This is a genomic window from Ruegeria sp. N10 (assembly GCF_056531545.1).
The window spans coordinates 66,686-81,501 of sequence record NZ_JBQFLY010000010.1; the positions used below are offsets into that span (position 1 = coordinate 66,686).

At 58.7% G+C, this 14,816-nt stretch carries 18 protein-coding genes; 5 read left to right on the top strand and 13 right to left on the bottom strand.

Translation table 11 applies throughout. The annotated features are described in order from the left end of the window. Nucleotides 1–15: 15 nt before the first annotated feature. The 4 genes from ACR0JI_RS14095 to hmgA all read right to left on the bottom strand — a co-directional run bounded on the left by ACR0JI_RS14095 (nucleotide 16) and on the right by hmgA (nucleotide 3,881). Nucleotides 16–966 carry an MBL fold metallo-hydrolase gene (locus ACR0JI_RS14095; RefSeq protein ID WP_209598814.1) on the bottom strand — a complete coding sequence of 317 codons (951 nt, stop codon included), beginning with the start codon at nucleotides 964–966 and terminating at the stop codon, nucleotides 16–18. Between the two features lie 87 nt (nucleotides 967–1,053). Then, complete coding sequence (fahA, locus tag ACR0JI_RS14100; protein ID WP_480494717.1) at nucleotides 1,054–2,310, bottom strand: fumarylacetoacetase; 1,257 nt, start codon at nucleotides 2,308–2,310, stop codon at nucleotides 1,054–1,056. 44 nt (nucleotides 2,311–2,354) lie between these two features. Continuing rightward, complete coding sequence (locus ACR0JI_RS14105) at nucleotides 2,355–2,489, bottom strand: hypothetical protein (RefSeq protein ID WP_480473942.1); 135 nt, start codon at nucleotides 2,487–2,489, stop codon at nucleotides 2,355–2,357. Between the two features lie 36 nt (nucleotides 2,490–2,525). Beyond that, complete coding sequence (gene hmgA, locus ACR0JI_RS14110; protein WP_267365046.1) at nucleotides 2,526–3,881, bottom strand: homogentisate 1,2-dioxygenase; 1,356 nt, start codon at nucleotides 3,879–3,881, stop codon at nucleotides 2,526–2,528. Between the two features lie 57 nt (nucleotides 3,882–3,938). On the opposite strand from hmgA, the gene ACR0JI_RS14115 reads away from it, so the two are divergent. The 3 genes from ACR0JI_RS14115 (at nucleotide 3,939) to ACR0JI_RS14125 (ending at nucleotide 6,546) form a co-directional block, all read left to right on the top strand. Beyond that, complete coding sequence (locus ACR0JI_RS14115) at nucleotides 3,939–4,391, top strand: MarR family winged helix-turn-helix transcriptional regulator (protein ID WP_480494715.1); 453 nt, start codon at nucleotides 3,939–3,941, stop codon at nucleotides 4,389–4,391. A 60-nt stretch (nucleotides 4,392–4,451) separates the two neighbouring features. Then, entirely contained in the window at nucleotides 4,452–5,702 is a 1,251-nt protein-coding gene (locus ACR0JI_RS14120) for an adenylate/guanylate cyclase domain-containing protein (RefSeq protein WP_480494713.1), read from the top strand. Between the two features lie 229 nt (nucleotides 5,703–5,931). Beyond that, nucleotides 5,932–6,546 (top strand): PIN domain-containing protein, encoded by a 615-nt coding sequence (locus ACR0JI_RS14125; protein ID WP_480492738.1) that lies wholly within the window; start codon nucleotides 5,932–5,934, stop codon nucleotides 6,544–6,546. 73 nt (nucleotides 6,547–6,619) lie between these two features. Here ACR0JI_RS14125 and ACR0JI_RS14130 read toward each other — a convergent pair whose 3' ends face one another. Beyond that, the gene (locus tag ACR0JI_RS14130) at nucleotides 6,620–7,429 is read right to left on the bottom strand and encodes a division plane positioning ATPase MipZ (protein WP_480494711.1); all 810 of its coding nucleotides are present in this window, start codon (nucleotides 7,427–7,429) and stop codon (nucleotides 6,620–6,622) included. 486 nt (nucleotides 7,430–7,915) lie between these two features. Between ACR0JI_RS14130 and ACR0JI_RS14135 the strand changes: the two genes are divergently transcribed. Continuing rightward, the gene (locus ACR0JI_RS14135) at nucleotides 7,916–9,526 is read left to right on the top strand and encodes an MFS transporter (RefSeq protein WP_480494709.1); all 1,611 of its coding nucleotides are present in this window, start codon (nucleotides 7,916–7,918) and stop codon (nucleotides 9,524–9,526) included. Nucleotides 9,527–9,580: 54 nt separating this feature from the next. Here the strand turns inward: ACR0JI_RS14135 and rpmE are convergent, their stop codons facing one another. Both rpmE and rplS read right to left on the bottom strand, forming a co-directional pair. Beyond that, on the bottom strand, nucleotides 9,581–9,802 hold the full coding sequence (rpmE, locus tag ACR0JI_RS14140) for a 50S ribosomal protein L31 (protein WP_480473936.1): 222 nt from the start codon (nucleotides 9,800–9,802) through the stop codon (nucleotides 9,581–9,583). Nucleotides 9,803–9,813: 11 nt separating this feature from the next. After that, entirely contained in the window at nucleotides 9,814–10,197 is a 384-nt protein-coding gene (gene rplS, locus ACR0JI_RS14145) for a 50S ribosomal protein L19 (RefSeq protein WP_480473935.1), read from the bottom strand. Nucleotides 10,198–10,576: 379 nt separating this feature from the next. Here rplS and ACR0JI_RS14150 point away from each other — a divergent pair, with 379 nt between their 5' ends. Next, the gene (locus ACR0JI_RS14150) at nucleotides 10,577–11,377 is read left to right on the top strand and encodes a glycoside hydrolase family 25 protein (protein ID WP_480494707.1); all 801 of its coding nucleotides are present in this window, start codon (nucleotides 10,577–10,579) and stop codon (nucleotides 11,375–11,377) included. A 125-nt stretch (nucleotides 11,378–11,502) separates the two neighbouring features. Here the strand turns inward: ACR0JI_RS14150 and trmD are convergent, their stop codons facing one another. From trmD to rpsP, 6 genes are read right to left on the bottom strand one after another with little or no spacing between them, the layout of a single operon-like run. Continuing rightward, nucleotides 11,503–12,312, bottom strand: coding sequence for a tRNA (guanosine(37)-N1)-methyltransferase TrmD (gene trmD, locus ACR0JI_RS14155; protein WP_480494705.1), 810 nt, complete (start codon nucleotides 12,310–12,312; stop codon nucleotides 11,503–11,505). Further along, the gene (locus tag ACR0JI_RS14160) at nucleotides 12,309–13,124 is read right to left on the bottom strand and encodes a hypothetical protein (RefSeq protein ID WP_480494703.1); all 816 of its coding nucleotides are present in this window, start codon (nucleotides 13,122–13,124) and stop codon (nucleotides 12,309–12,311) included. Before ACR0JI_RS14160 ends, trmD begins: the two co-directional genes overlap by 4 nt. Next, on the bottom strand, nucleotides 13,124–13,627 hold the full coding sequence (gene rimM / locus ACR0JI_RS14165) for a ribosome maturation factor RimM (RefSeq protein WP_480473930.1): 504 nt from the start codon (nucleotides 13,625–13,627) through the stop codon (nucleotides 13,124–13,126). The genes ACR0JI_RS14160 and rimM overlap by 1 nt, the downstream gene beginning before the upstream one ends. Beyond that, nucleotides 13,620–13,769, bottom strand: coding sequence for a hypothetical protein (locus ACR0JI_RS14170; protein ID WP_209506115.1), 150 nt, complete (start codon nucleotides 13,767–13,769; stop codon nucleotides 13,620–13,622). Before ACR0JI_RS14170 ends, rimM begins: the two co-directional genes overlap by 8 nt. Before the next feature lie 6 nt (nucleotides 13,770–13,775). Further along, a complete protein-coding gene (gene bluB / locus ACR0JI_RS14175; protein WP_480494701.1) occupies nucleotides 13,776–14,411 on the bottom strand; it encodes a 5,6-dimethylbenzimidazole synthase in 636 nt (211 codons plus the stop codon). Between the two features lie 12 nt (nucleotides 14,412–14,423). Further along, nucleotides 14,424–14,813, bottom strand: coding sequence for a 30S ribosomal protein S16 (rpsP, locus tag ACR0JI_RS14180; RefSeq protein ID WP_209506119.1), 390 nt, complete (start codon nucleotides 14,811–14,813; stop codon nucleotides 14,424–14,426). Nucleotides 14,814–14,816: the final 3 nt, after the last annotated feature.

Here is a 14,816-nt window from a genome sequence, read left to right on the forward strand (position 1 = left end):
CTGGGCCGTTTTTCCTTACCCCTGCAGGGCCTCCCACATCTCAAGATCGCGTTGGGCGGTCCAGATGCGAGGCGTGTCGATACCGCGGGCTTCGTCATAGGCGCGGGCGACGTTGAACGGCAGGCAGTGTTCGTAGATCGCGTAACTGGCGAATTTAGGGTCACATTCGGCGCGGACTGCGTCCCATGCCTCTTTCAGGCTGCCACCGCGCGCCGCAACCTTGGCTGCGGGGCGGTAGGTGCTTTCGACGAAATCGCGGGTGTTTTCGATGGCGGCATTGACCATGTCCTTGCCAACCAGCGCGTCGCCGCGTCCCGGTGCGATGGCGTCGACATCGAACCACTTGATCTCGTCCAGCGTGTCGCCCCAGTCGCTGAAATGCCCGTCGCCGCAATAGCAGGCCGAGTGATATTCGACGATGTCGCCGGTGAACATCACGTTCTGGTCAGGCACATGGATGACGATATCACCGGCGGTATGGGCGCGCCCCAGATGCATCAGGTCGATCCGGCGGTTGCCCAGATAAACGGTCATCGTGTCGCTGAATGTGGTTGTGGGCCAGGTCAGGCCGGGGATGCTTTCATGCCCTTCGAACAGGCGCGGGAAGCGCTGGAATTCGCTGTCCCAGTCTTCCTGACCGCGTTCAACCACCATGGCGCGGGCCATGTCGGACATCAGGATCTGTTGTGCTCCAAAAGCGCTGGCACCTAAAACCCGTACAGCGTGATAATGGGTCAGGGCCACGTGGGTGATCGGCTTGTCGGTCACAGACCGCACGCATTCGATCACCTTGTTGGCCAGGCGCGGGGTCGCCTGCGCCTCGACGATCATCACGCTGTCATCGCCGATGATCACGCCCGAGTTCGGGTCGCCCTCGGCGGTGAAAGCATAGAGCCCCTCGCCCACTTCGGTGAACGAGATTTTCTTTTCCGACATGTCCCCCTGGGACGCGAATGCTTTGGCCATCTTGGTTTTGTCCTTTTGCGGTTGCGCGGAAGGCAGGGATTGGATGCCTCCGGCGGGAGTATTTGGGAAAAGATGAAGCTCAGTGCGTCATCGCTCGAATGGGGAATTGAGTGCAGGCAGAACGGTGCCGGTGCAGTCGCCGAACCCGATCGTATAGCCGTCGCCCCTGGCCGCGCCGGTCAGGGTCATCGTGTCGCCGTCTTCGATGAAGGTGCGGGTTTCACCTGTGTTCAGCGTCAGCGGCTCTTTCCCACCCCAGCTAAGTTCCAGCAACGATCCGCGTTCGGGCTTGGTTGGTCCGGATATGGTGCCTGACCCCAGCAGGTCGCCGGTGTTCATCGGGCATCCCGATGTGGTGTGGTGGGCCAATTGTTGCGCGGCGGAATAATACATCTGGTTGTAGTTGGTCCGCGCGATGGTCGTGACGTCTTTGCCTTCGGGTGCCATGGTGACGGCCAGATCGATGTCATAAAGCATCGGGCCGCAATCCTTGAGGTGGTCCAGCAGCGCGAACTCGCGGGCTGGCGTATCACAGCGGAACGGCTCGAGGGCTGCCTTGGTCACGATCCAAGGGCTGATCGAGGTTGCGGTTGCCTTGGCCTGAAACGGACCCAGCGGCTGGTATTCCCAGGCCTGTATATCACGTGCCGACCAGTCGTTCAGCAGAACGTAGCCGAAGATGTGGTCGTCAGCTTCCTGAACCGTGATCGGGCCATCCGAGGGCGTGCCGACAATCGCACCCATCTCCAACTCGATATCAAAGCGGCGGCTGGGCAGGAAGGCGGGCAGGTCCTGATCGGGGGATTTCAGCTGTCCCCAAGGGCGACGGATATCCGTGCCGGACACCACGACCGAGGACGCCCGTCCGTTATAACCAATCGGAATGTGCAACCAGTTCGGCGGCAGCGCGTTTTCCGGGCCACGAAACATGGTGCCCACGTTGAAGGCATGGTTCCGCCCGGCATAGAAATCGGTGTATTCGCTGACCGCGAAGGGCAAGTGCATCTCGGCTTCGGCCTGTGGTACAAGCAGCGGTTCGACCTTGCTTTGTTCGTCCGAGCCGTCCGCCAGAAGGCTGATCAGCCGCTCACGCAGGGCGGTCCAGACAGCGGGGCCTTCTTCCATCAGGGGGTTCCAGAACGGCAGATCGAACAGCGGTTCATCGGTCAGGGTGATCAGGCCTTCGGCTTCGGCCGCGGTAACGTCCAGGATCATGTCGCCAATGGCCACACCGCAGCGTGGATCATCGCCTTCAGTCGAGAAGACACCGTAAGGCAGGTTGTTCAGTGGAAACGGATGCGCCGCGTCGTTGGCCGAGGCCACCCAGGATTTCATCAAAGGCATATTTTGCCCCTATTTTGTTGTACTTGGTACGTGGTTCGAAACGATCATAACCCCTGAAAGACAGGCGCCAAAGCCCAGAACGGGCGCGGTTGCGGCAGGTCGGCTGCCAAGGCCCCGTCTTTGTTTTCCGGTTGCAGCGACAGTACGCCTGCAACCGGAATGGGTATGTTCATCGCCATCAGGACGGGTGCTGTCCGGGTAACCCAGTCTGAGGGTCACTTCTTGCCCGGTGTGCCGTCGAACTTCTTCTCTAGCGATGTCCAGCAATCGATATAGTCGTCCTGCAACGGTGCCTCATTGGCGGCAAACGGCGTCAGGTGCTGGGGGAACCGGGTTTCGAACATGAACGACATCGTCTGGTCCAGCTTTTCCGGCCCCAGATTGGAATAGGATGCTTTGTCAAAGGCTTCCCTGTCGGGGCCATGCGGGATCATCATGTTGTGCAGACTGGTGCCACCGGGAACGAAGCCCTGCGGTTTCGCATCATATTGACCGTAGATGTTGCCCATCAGTTCCGACATGATGTTCTTGTGATACCACGGTGGGCGGAACGTGTCTTCCATCACCATCCAGCGTTCGCGGAACAGGACAAAGTCAATATTTGCGGTGCCGGGCTGGCCCGAGGGCGCCGTCAGAACGGTAAAGATCGACGGGTCGGGATGGTCAAACAGGATCGCGCCGACCGGGCAATAATTGCGCAGATCGTATTTGTAGGGCGCATAATTGCCGTGCCACGCCACCACATCCAGCGGGCTGTGTCCGATTTTCGTGGTGTGAAACTGGCCGCACCATTTGATCGTCACGGTCGACGGGGTTTCACGATCCTCATAGGCAGCGACCGGAGCTTTGAAATCGCGCGGGTTGGCCATGCAGTTGGCCCCGATCGGGCCGCGACCCGGCAGTTCAAACTTCTGGCCGTAATTCTCGCACACAAAGCCACGTGCCGGGCCTTCCAGAACTTCAACCCGGTACAGCAGTCCACGCGGGATGATCGCGATTTCCTTGGGCTCAAGGTCAATGATTCCCAGTTCAGTCGCAAAGCGCAGTCGCCCTTCCTGTGGCACCACCAGCAACTCGGAATCAGCCGAGAAGAAATAGTCGTCGACCATGGATTCGGTAACCAGATAAATGTGGCAGGCCATGCCAACCTGGGTGTTCACATCCCCGGCCGTCGTCATGGTCCGCATCCCGGTCATCCAGTTCAGACCTTCATCGGAATGCGGCACCGGGTCCCAGCGATACTGGCCCAGGCTGATCACGTCCGGGTCGATGCACGGGGCCGATTTCCAATAGGGCAAGTCGATCTTTTCGTAACGGTGCGAATGCTTTACCGACGGGCGAATACGATAGCACCAGGTGCGTTCAGGCGGGTTGGCGGTAAAGGCCGTGCCGCTCAGCTGTTCACCGTAAAGTCCGTAGTTGCACCTTTGCGGGCTGTTCATCCCCTGCGGCAGCGCATCGGGCAGCGCCTCGGTTTCAAAGTCGTTGCCAAAGCCGGGCATATAACCGGCATGGGTACCAACAGGCGTTGCTGCTTGCGTCAATGAATGCGGATCCGTCGGACGGTTCATTACGTATTCCTCCGTTTGCTGCTTGTCGGTTAATAGTTGATTTTGTAACTAACAAGCATGACACACGACGAATCTGAAAAAAATGATGACTTTTTCCTGCAGAATTTTCTGCCGTTTCTGCTGAACCAGGCAGCCGAGCGCGCCTCGTTGGAATTTCAGGCTGTCTACAAGGGACGGTACGGAATGCTCAGAACCGAATGGCGGGTGCTGTTCCATCTGGGGCTGTTTGGCGAAATGACCGCCAAGGAAATTGGTGAACGGGCCGGAATGCACAAAACCAAGATCAGCCGTGCAGTTGCCAAGCTCGAGGAGCGCCGGTACCTGAAACGCACACGGGACGAGGCTGATCGGCGGGCGGAATGGCTGACACTGACACCCGCCGGGCAAGCTGTGTATCGCGACTTGTACGGGGTGGCGGCAAGCTATGACGCCAGGCTGTCGGACCTGTTCAGCGAAAAAGAGGCCGCCTTGCTGCGCCAGATGTTGCAACGGTTGGCAGGCGTGGATTGACCACTGGTAATTAGCGCCTGCCGTCCCCAGATGTGTGTCATGCTTGATACGGAATTTGAAATGACGTCATTTGAACCTGCCAAGGTATCCGCACACACCCTGATCGACTGGTTGGTCCAAAAGGGGCTTGAGGGTGCCGGGCAGGAAGAGTTGTTGGAAGGGTTCTGCACAAGTCTGGTCGATATGGGCATTCCGCTGATGCGGTTTCATGCGGCGCAGTCAACCTTGCACCCGGTTTATGGCGGAACCGGATATAGCTGGTACAAAAGCACCGGCGGTGAATCCGAGAAGTTTGAAAACACGGATACGCCCAGCGAAATGTGGCAACAAAGCCCGCTTTATGCGCTGCTGAACGAGGATCTGGATGAAATCCGGGTCAAACTTGTCGACCATAATGAACCCAGCCGCTTTCCATTGTTGAACGACCTGAGAGAGGTTGGGGCGACCGATTATTATGCCACCGGCATCTCGTATGAGGGGGCGGGAAAGATGCGCCCCGACGGTACCAAAAAGGTCAGTGATGGCGTCCTGATGTCCTGGACCAGCGATGCACCGTCCGGGTTTGATGACAGAGATCTCAGGCACATTCATGCGGTATTGCCGCATCTGGGGCTGGCGCTCAAATCCGCCAAGAACCAGAACCTGACCGAAGACCTGATGCGGGTCTATCTGGGTCGTGATGCCGGGCGCCGCGTCCTGTCAGGTGAGATTCGTCGCGGATCATTGCAGCAAATCGATGCGGTGATCTGGAATTTCGATCTGGAAGGGTTCACCAACCTGTCAGAAGACCTGCCGGGCCACGAGATCATCGACATGCTGAATGATTACCTGGCTGTGGCCGTGGGCGTTGTGCACGACAAGGGTGGGAATATCCTGAAATTCATGGGCGATGGGCTGATGGCCATGTTCGATGTCGGCGAAATCGACGAGGACGCCCGTGCCGCGCTCAGCGCGGTGCCCTTGCTGCAAGCCCGTATGGATGAATTGAACGCCAGACGTCAGGCAAAGGGGCTGCCGGTTGCGAATTTCACGCTGGCCCTGCATTCCGGCGAAATCCTGTATGGCAATATCGGGTCCGAAACACGGCTGGATTTCACGGTGATCGGCCCCGCCGTCAATCAGGCCGCCCGCATCGCGGGAATGCACCGGTCGCTGGGTCAGAGAATCCTGATCTCGGACGACGTCGCGGTCGCGGCACGCCCCTGCGCACAAGACCTCATCTCGGTCGGGCGCTACATGCTGCGCGGGGTGAACGAACCCAAAGAGCTGTTCACGGTATACAGTCCCGGCGGGCCATCAGTTACCGGGTGAAACCGAGGCTGTTCCGTTCAGCGATTCCGAAACTGAAAGTCGTGAAGGAACACCTTTGTTTAGCTGGGTACGAGCGGCGGGTTGGAGCGAATGTTCGAGAATGGTGAGGATTTGTACGAATGGCGGGTTTGAGGCCATTGCCGACAATGCGGTTTTAAGCAGGGTAATCAGGGAAACCTTCATATTGACCTGATCCGGCGTCCTGTATTTGCATTGAGCTCGAATTGGAGTGCGGCCTTTGAAAAACAACTACATACTAATCGACTTTGAAAATGTTCAACCCAAGAACCTCGAACTCCTTCGGGGACATGTTTGCACCTTGATTGTTTTCGTAGGAGCCAATCAAAAAAGCATACCCTATGACTTTGCACAAGCACTGCAAAGCTTGGGAGAAAATGCTGTTTATCAGAAGATAGCAGGGAATGGCTCGAACGCCTTGGACTTTCATATTGCGTTCTACTTAGGAGAACTCTCTACCAAAGACGCCAATGCGTGTTTTCATGTTATTTCTCGCGACAAAGGCTTCGACCCATTGATTGCACATCTGCGACAAAGGAAGCTCCCCGCTTTCCGTCATGCAGACCTATCCGAGATCCCATTCGTCAAAATCTCGAATGCAAGCTCGCTGGATCAAAAAATTGATGCGATTGTTGACAGCTTGAAGTCTAGAGGAACTTCGCGTCCTAGGAAGATCAAAACCCTTAAGGGAACGATGAACGCACTTTTTCTAAAGACCTTGGAGCAGGAAGAGCTGGAAAGGCTGGTTGATGAGTTGAAAAGACGTGGTCACGTAGTCTTTTCGGATCAATCAGTCAGTTATGGCCCCGACATTACCCAGCACTGACTGGCTTAGGGGCTGAGAATTTCGCGTTTTGAATTGCCCGTTTGCCGCGCAGGCCAGCCCCCAATACAACTGATCAGAAATCGACTTCGACACCCGGCAGGTTCAGCTCTCGCATCATGTCGCGCAGTTCCTGCCGTGCTGCGATGTTCGAGATGTTCAGCTGTTTGACGCCAATATCCTTGAGGTCCAGCAGGGTCAGGCCGCGGGGAAACAGTTCGCGAAAGATTACCCGTTCGGAAAAGCCCGAAGCGACGCGGAAGCCGATGCGCTGCGACAGCATTTCGATCGCGCGCTGCATCTTTTCCTTGTTGACCATGCGCTGGGTACCGACACGGTTGCGCACAACGACCCAGTCGATGGGCTTCAGCCCGGCCTGCGCCCGCAATTGCCGGGCGTTCCAGACCATCTCGGAATAGACGGACGGGCCAAGGATTTTCTCACCCTTTGAATCAATCCGCGCCAGCAGGTCAAAATCGATGAAACTGTCGTTCAAAGGGGTGATCAGCGAGTCGGCCAGCGAATGGGCCACCTGGCTCAGGCGTGTATGGGAGCCGGGGCAGTCGATCAGGATAAAGTCACTGTCGCTTTCCAGTTGCGACACGGCAGCAGACAGGCGGTGGTCATAGATATTCTCGCCCGGTTTCAACGTGCTGGCATCAATCTCGGGCAGGTCGTGATGGCGTGGGCCGGGCAGCGTCAGGTCCGCGCTTTTCAGAAAGTTGTTCCGGTTCTCGAAATACCGTCCAAGGCTGCGCTGCCGCAGGTCCAGATCCAGCGTGCTGACCTTGTGCCCCAGTCGGGCCAGTGCGGTTGCCACATGCATCGACACGGTCGATTTTCCAGCGCCGCCTTTTTCGTTACCGACCACAATGATATGTGCCATGCTTGTATTCCCAAGTCTTGCCGTGTTTGACTACACGTTGTTGGCACCCACTATATGTTGTGTCGCCTACGATGAAAAGAACCTCAAGCGGCGCTTTTGGGCATTATCGGACTCTATTTTGGAAAACACAGCGCAGTGCGCGGGTTACGGGAAGGCACCAGTCTGGTGATCTGCCTTGATCGGCTATCCGATCACGGTCTTGGCAGCGATATCGCCGTGTCGGCGCCTAGTCCCGAACATCTTGAACAACCGCTGCCTGCAACGATCCGCACTGGAATCAATCGCGCCGTTTGCCTGATTCACACATGTACAGATCGCGCTCCCAAAGGGTCCTTTCGCGGTGACGCCGCTTGGTCCGGATCGTGAAAACTATGCGGGGGGCGGAAAATTTGGTTAAATACCAAACAGATTTACACCGAATAACCTTGCAGGCTTTGCACGGGTCCTCTTCGGTTCATCTTCAAAGCAGGTGAAAGGGGCATTGGCATGCCGGACACTGCTGCGGAAAGTTCAGGCGGTTCACACGTTGTTCTTGCAATGACGGCCATTTGCATGATGGTCGTTGGCTTCAACACAACCGCTGTTGCGACCATCCTTCCATATCTGAAGGCCGAGTTCGACCTGACACCTTCGGGCCTGCAATGGGTGATGGCGATCTATACGGTGGCCAGCGCGACCCTTGTGACGATTGTAAGTCGGCTTGGGGACATCACGGGCAAGATGGGTATCTTTTTCTTTGGCATGATCGTGTTTGCCTGCGGCTCTGCTTCTGTGTTGTTTTCACAGAACGCGGCGATGCTGCTGATTGGGCGTGGCGCGCAGGGGGCGGGGGCTGCGGCCCTGTTCGGCACCTCATTGTCCCTGCTGACCGCCGCAACGCCCGAGGAACAACGGGCCAGCGTGACCGGTGTTTGGGGCGCAATCGTGGGCCTTGCGATAGGCGTCGGGCCCATAGTCGGAGGAAGTTTTGCCAACTTCCTGAGCTGGCGCGGGGTATTCGCCACAGACCTTGTGTTACTTGCCATTGCGTTTGTGATCGGCCTGCAGGTCAGCAGGAAGAACTATGTCCCGGATACGCGCCTTCAGGGTGCAAAATTCGATACCGCAGGGGCGATTGCCATTGTGTTGCTGCTGGGTCCATTGTCTTTCGCACTCAGCAACGGTGAGGCACACGGATGGGGCAATGCCCTGACCATCGTTCCTTTGGGTGTCGCCGCTTTGGCAGTTGTCGGTCTGGTCTACACCTCGCGGCGCAGCGACGATCCGCTGGTCGAGTTCCGGTACTTCCGGCACCCGCGCTATCTTATGGCGGCAACGGGGATGTTCTTTGCGGGATTTGCGTTGTTCTGTTTCTTTGTCTACTTCAACGTGTTCGTCCAGTCCCCGGATGCGTTCGGCTATTCACCGGTTGAGGCGGGCGTGGCAATCCTGCCGCTGAGCCTGAGCATGTTTGTCATTTCCGTCACCGCGCCGCGCCTGCTTGCACCTTACAGTTTCCAATGGCCGGTGAGTGCTGCAATGGGGTTGATGGCCTGCGGCTTCCTGCTTTTGACAACAACCTCGAATATCGACAGCTATGCTGAAATCTGGTGGAAACTGATCATTGTGGGGGTTGGCATCGGCATCTGTTTTTCGTTGCTGCCCCGTCTTGGGCTTCGGTTGCTGCCCGACGAACATGTCGGACAGGGGTCCGGGGTGATCAACGCATTCCTGTATTTCGGGGCCACGATGGGATCGGTTGTCGGCGGTCTGGCCGAAGCTCTGACCATCCGCTCGGGCCTGTCAGAAGTCATCACCGCGCTGCCCGCCGGATCGACGCAGCGCGACGACCTTGCGCGCGCCCTGACACATGGCACGGCAACACAGGTGGAACAGCTGATTGCCGGGCTTGACCCGTCAACTGGTTCAGCGCTGGCCGGGGCGCTGCGTGATCTGCGGGATAATGCCTTTGATGCGGCGATGCTCATGGCCGCGATCGCCGCCAGTATAGGGCTGGTGATCGCGCTGCTGCTGTTGCGCGGTCCGATTCCGCCATTGCACGACGCGGCTGAACTTACAAAACCAAAGGATCAGAAACCGGGGAAAACAGGGGCCTGAAACGAAAGAAGGCCGCCCGTTGGCGACCTTCCTTTGAAAGACTTTGGCAAAGGTTTAGAAACCCAGACCTTCGTATTTCTTCTTGAACTTCGACACGCGGCCGCCAGCGTCCAACAGGCGCGACGAACCACCGGTCCATGCAGGGTGTACCGAAGGATCGATCTCCAGTGCCAGCTGGTCGCCTTCGCTGCCCCAGGTGGATTTCATCTGAACGATGGTGCCATCGGTCATCTTGACGTCGATGACGTGATAATCGGGATGGATGTCTTTTTTCATCTTTCCGCTCCTTACGCTTCGGCGCCAGCTTTGGGCTTGTAGTTGGAAACCTCTGCGATACGCGCGGATTTACCGCGACGGGTGCGCAGATAGTACAGTTTGGCGCGACGAACGCGGCCGCGGCGGACAACGGTGATGCTGTCGATATTGGTCGAATACAGCGGGAATACACGCTCCACGCCTTCGCCAAACGAAATCTTGCGAACGGTGAACGAACCGGCAATGCCGCTGCCGTTGTTGCGCGCGATGCAGACGCCTTCGTAGTTCTGCACACGGGTGCGCGACCCTTCGGTCACCTTATAGCCGACACGGATAGTGTCACCGGCTTTGAAATCAGGGATGTCTTTCCCCAGGGCGGCAATCTGTTCCGCCTCAAGCTGTGCGATCAGGTCCATCGCAGTTTCTCCTATCTGCTCGTGGTTGGTCCACGAAGTTGGGCACGGCCTGAGAGCTCTTGGTCTTCACCGGGTCCTGCGTACAGCCCGCCAGAGGTCAGATCGAATGTTCCTTTGGTCTGGCCTGACCCGGCGCATCCCTGCCGAAGAAAACGGGACGTCACGCCATGGTGCAAACCAAAACACCGGCGTCGCAGAACGCGGCACCGGATTGCGGTCGTTTAAGGGTATTGCAGGCAGGGATCAAGGGAAAAACGCCCTGACTTGCCCAACAGGCCGGTAGGAATCCGCCAGCCTGAAACTAAGGCGTTGCCAAGCGGGCCAGATCAGGCATTCTGAGGCAAATAATATGAGCAGATATTTCAGACAGGACCCTATGATGCGATTGGCATTCATGCTGGCCATAACGGCCGTTGCGCTGATGTCTTGCGGTCGAGGCGGCCCGAAACCTCAGGCAGTCGAACCCGTTCCGGGCGTGGACAGGACAGCACCGCTTGTGATCTACCCCGATTTTGGCGACGCGGATCCCCATGACTGGGAAGGGAGCCACCCCGGACAATACCCGATCCATGGCCTTGACGTGTCACGCTGGCAGGGGCCGATTGACTGGCGCACGGCCCGGGCATCAGGTGTCAGCTTTGTGTTTCTGAAAGCGACCGAAGGCGGCGACGTGGCAGATCCCCTGTTCGACGATCACCGCCGCGGCGCGCAGTCGGCCGGTGTGCCTTGGGGCGCCTACCACTATTATTATTTCTGCCGTTCGGCCCGGGAACAGGCCCGCTGGTTCATCCAGAACGTGCCCAAAGGGGCAGACCTGCCGCATGTGCTGGATATGGAATGGACGCCGCATTCCAAGACCTGCACGCTGCGACCCGATGGCAGAACCGTCCGCGCCGAGGCGCAGCGCTTTCTGGACATTCTCGAACGACATTATGGCCGCCGCCCGATCGTCTATACCACGGTGGATTTCTTTGAAGACACCGATATCGGGCGCCTGCCCAAGACCGAGTTCTGGCTGAGATCGGTCGCGGGCCACCCCCGCACTGTCTATCCCCGCGCGGTCTGGCGGTTCTGGCAATATACCGGCACCGGTCTGGTGCCGGGCGTTCAGGGCCGGGTAGACATCAACACCTTCAACGGCACACCAGACGTCTGGGCCAGATGGAAGGCCGGGGGTTAGGTCTTTGGTGCGCCGTAGGTTTCCATAGTGCCGCCGCCAACCAGATGGTCCAACCGGCGCTCCCGCTCTTCCCCAAAGGCGTTGCGCACACTAGACCTGCGGCAAGTGCGCAACAATCCGGCCTGTCACTCAGACGAATCCGATCGGGATTTTGCATAGTCGGCCCAGATATCCGGGCGCCGCTCGCGGGTAATGTCCTCAGCCATCTTGTGACGCCATTCGGCGATGCGGCCGTGGTGGCCCGACATCAGAACCTCAGGTATCGGGCGGCCTTTCCAATCCGCAGGGCGGGTGTACTGCGGATGCTCCAGCAGGCCCGAGGAAAAGCTTTCCTCTTCGGTCGAGGCCTGATTGCCCAGAACGCCGGGGATCAAGCGCACCGTGGCATCGATCAGGGCCTGTGCTGCAATTTCACCGCCGGTCATCACGAAATCCCCCAACGAGACCTCCTGCACACCGTAATGCTCCAGCACACGCTCATCCACGCCTTCGAACCGGCCACACAGCAGGGTCATGCCATCGCAGCGTGCAAGGGTCTGCATCATACGCTGGTCCATGCGCCGCCCACGCGGGCTGAGGTAAATCAGCGGCCAGTTGCCCTGAATGCCCGCCATGGTGTGCTCAATGGCTTCGCCCAACACATCGGGCCGCAAAACCATACCCGCGCCGCCCCCGGCTGGCGTGTCATCCACGTTGCGATGCCTGCCGACGCCGAATTGCCGCAAATCCACGGTTTCCAGCTGCCACAACCCCTCCTGCAGGGCCTTGCCGGTCAGGCTTTCCCCCAGAACGCCTGGAAAGGCGGTTGGAAACAGGGTGATAACCTTGGCTTTCCAGACGCCATGCAGGTCCGGGGTGGGTGTCATCAGCTCACGCGGTTTCAGCGTGGCCCGGATCGCCTTGCGACCATAGGATTTGCCGGGTTTGTCAGTCATTTCTGGCGGGCCAATTCATGTTGGGCGGTTCGAATCAGGGCCTTTTTCTGAGTGATCAATGCGGCTTCGTCCAGCGATGATCGGTTCAGGGCCAGCATTTCCCTCAGAACGTCGTCGGACAGCTGAGGGCTTTCATGCGCGGGCTTCACAAGCTGCGCAGATTTCCCGGGTGGCAGGTCGAGAAATTCGGCAAATGGTGCGCCCAGTCCAAGGTGGTGGCCTTTCAGCGCTTCCATCCACGCGGTCCGTACCGTGACAGTTGGCAACCGGTCCCTGATCCGGTCTGCCGTGTTCTGTAGCGATGGCAGGTGCGCAAGATCGGCGCAAAAGCCGTCCAGGTCCTGAACCATGCGCGACAGGTGCAGATCGTGGGCCCAAAGGCTGCGCAACCACACATCGCGATTGCGCAACGACAGGTAGACAGTAATGTCGGTTTCTTCGCCCACCAGACGGCGGCGCAGCACGCTGACGACCGTTTCCGCCAGTTCGGGTGCGGCCCCGTATCCTTCGATTTTGTTCCTGCTGGGGCGCAGGCCCAGAAAATTCTCTTCGCTCAGGATCAATCCCCGGCGTGCTCCGAAATCCAGACCGCCGAAAAAAGTGTGCAGCTGACCGCCAAAACCCGCCAGCGTGTCATCCAGTCGATAGATCGAATGGCGCGTGGCCGCTCCGCTTAAACCGGCCTTGCGGGTCTTATACGGAAGGACCAGAGCGAAATGAGGCCAGATCAGCTCGCGGTTTTCATGCAGAAAGGACTGTGCTGCCGTCATGCCGGTCTTGTGAAAACCCAGATGCAGCAGAACACGTCGCATCAGATCAGGCCTTCGGGCGGGTCGGCCACAATGCGGCCCTGTTCCAGATCGACGGTTGGCACCACCTGCATCGTGAACGGCAGCAGAACCGTCGCCTTCAGGCCCGGCCCGTGTAGTTCCAACAGGTCCGTGGCCCCGTGGTTCTGCACGGATTTGACCTTGCCCAGCAGGGTGCCGCCGGTGTCATAGACCTCAAGCCCGATCAGGTCTGTGTGGTAGAACTCGTCATCGGGCAACGAGGGCAACTGGTCGCGCCGCGCAAACAGGCGCAAACCGTTCAGGGCATCCGCCTGTTCCTTGGTTTCAACCCCGCCAAGACGGGCGGCAAAACCGTTCTTGATCGTACGCGTCAGAACCACCGGATAGCGTTCCTTGCCGGTTTCATCCGTCAGTGGCGAATACGCCTCGATATCTTCGGGAACGGCGCAGAAGCTTTTCAGGCGCACTTCACCGCGTACACCATAAGACCCAGCGACGCTGCCGACGCAGATCAGATCACTCATTGGCAGCCCCCGTCGTCAAGCAGATCCCGTTTCTCCATTCGCCAAGCCCTTCGCAGGCTTCGCGCTGATTGTTGCGCTCAAAGAACACGCCCACAATAAAGGCGATCAGCAGCAGAATGGGAAGGCGTATCAATCCGAACATGCGGCCCTACCTTGTTTCGATCTTCAGGCTGTCGGCCCGGTTTTCCCAGCCAACCTGCTCAAGTTCGGGGGTGTCGGACACCTGTTCTGGCCACCCGACGCAAAAATACCCGATCAGACGCCAGTTGTCCGGCACATCCAGATCGCGCGCCATCTGCTCGGGGTCCAGAATGGATACCCAGCCCAGCCCCAGCCCCTCGGCCCGCAGGGCCAGCCAGAACAGGGTGATGGCAGAGACAACGGAATAGCGCCGCATCTCGGGCATCGAGCCCGCGCCGAGACCCATTCCCTTGTCGGTGCTGTCGTCGCAGAAGACGGCCAGTTGCACCGGCGCTTCCTGCATTCCCGACAGTTTCAGGCGGCTGTAAAGCTGCGCCCTGTCGCCGGAATAGCCCGCCAGGGCGTCATCGTTCGCGGTTTGGAAATTCCTTAGCGCCGCAGCCCGGGCCGCTGCGCTTTCGACGCGGATCACGCGCCACGGTTCGCTTAGCCCAACCGACGGGGCCAGCCGAAACGCGTCGAGGCAGCGCGCAAGCACTGCCTCGTCTACCGCGTCGCCTCGGAACCGGCGCACATCGCGCCGGAGCCGCAACAACAGATCGAACTGCGTGCGAAATGCGTCAGTAAAGGTCTGATCCCGCACGCTTCGGCCTGCTTATTCTTCTGCAGCCGCTTCTTCAGCCGGTGCAGCAGCTGCTTCGGCAGCTTCCGCAGCCTTTGCAGCTTTCTCTTCCGCGCGTTCCTGAGCTTTCTTGCCCGGGGTACCCTTGTTGGGGTTGTTGCGCTCGGCCTTGTCACGGGTGCCGGCAGCTTCCAGCATACGCGCGATACGGTCGGTGGGCTGGGCGCCCTGATCCAGCCAGTGCTGAACGCGTTCCATGTCCATTTTCACACGCTCTTCGCTGTCTTTCGGCAGCAGCGGGTTGTAGGTGCCCAGTTTCTCGATGAAACGGCCGTCGCGCGGCATCCGGCTGTCAGCCGCGACGATGCGGTAAAACGGACGTTTTTTCGAGCCTGCGCGGGCGAGACGAATTTTCATTGCCATGGT

Coding starts and splice junctions, on each gene's coding strand:
- ACR0JI_RS14130 (WP_480494711.1), bottom strand. CDS start 7,429: ATGGCACATATCATTGTGGTCGGTAACGAAAAAGGCGGCGCTGGAAAA.
- ACR0JI_RS14095 (WP_209598814.1), bottom strand. CDS start 966: ATGGCCAAAGCATTCGCGTCCCAGGGGGACATGTCGGAAAAGAAAATC.
- ACR0JI_RS14115 (WP_480494715.1), top strand. CDS start 3,939: ATGACACACGACGAATCTGAAAAAAATGATGACTTTTTCCTGCAGAAT.
- ACR0JI_RS14105 (WP_480473942.1), bottom strand. CDS start 2,489: ATGGCGATGAACATACCCATTCCGGTTGCAGGCGTACTGTCGCTGCAA.
- ACR0JI_RS14150 (WP_480494707.1), top strand. CDS start 10,577: ATGCGATTGGCATTCATGCTGGCCATAACGGCCGTTGCGCTGATGTCT.
- ACR0JI_RS14160 (WP_480494703.1), bottom strand. CDS start 13,124: ATGCGACGTGTTCTGCTGCATCTGGGTTTTCACAAGACCGGCATGACG.
- rplS (WP_480473935.1), bottom strand. CDS start 10,197: ATGGACCTGATCGCACAGCTTGAGGCGGAACAGATTGCCGCCCTGGGG.
- ACR0JI_RS14135 (WP_480494709.1), top strand. CDS start 7,916: ATGCCGGACACTGCTGCGGAAAGTTCAGGCGGTTCACACGTTGTTCTT.
- ACR0JI_RS14170 (WP_209506115.1), bottom strand. CDS start 13,769: ATGTTCGGATTGATACGCCTTCCCATTCTGCTGCTGATCGCCTTTATT.
- rpmE (WP_480473936.1), bottom strand. CDS start 9,802: ATGAAAAAAGACATCCATCCCGATTATCACGTCATCGACGTCAAGATG.
- rpsP (WP_209506119.1), bottom strand. CDS start 14,813: ATGGCAATGAAAATTCGTCTCGCCCGCGCAGGCTCGAAAAAACGTCCG.
- ACR0JI_RS14120 (WP_480494713.1), top strand. CDS start 4,452: ATGACGTCATTTGAACCTGCCAAGGTATCCGCACACACCCTGATCGAC.
- hmgA (WP_267365046.1), bottom strand. CDS start 3,881: ATGAACCGTCCGACGGATCCGCATTCATTGACGCAAGCAGCAACGCCT.
- trmD (WP_480494705.1), bottom strand. CDS start 12,312: ATGACTGACAAACCCGGCAAATCCTATGGTCGCAAGGCGATCCGGGCC.
- rimM (WP_480473930.1), bottom strand. CDS start 13,627: ATGAGTGATCTGATCTGCGTCGGCAGCGTCGCTGGGTCTTATGGTGTA.
- fahA (WP_480494717.1), bottom strand. CDS start 2,310: ATGCCTTTGATGAAATCCTGGGTGGCCTCGGCCAACGACGCGGCGCAT.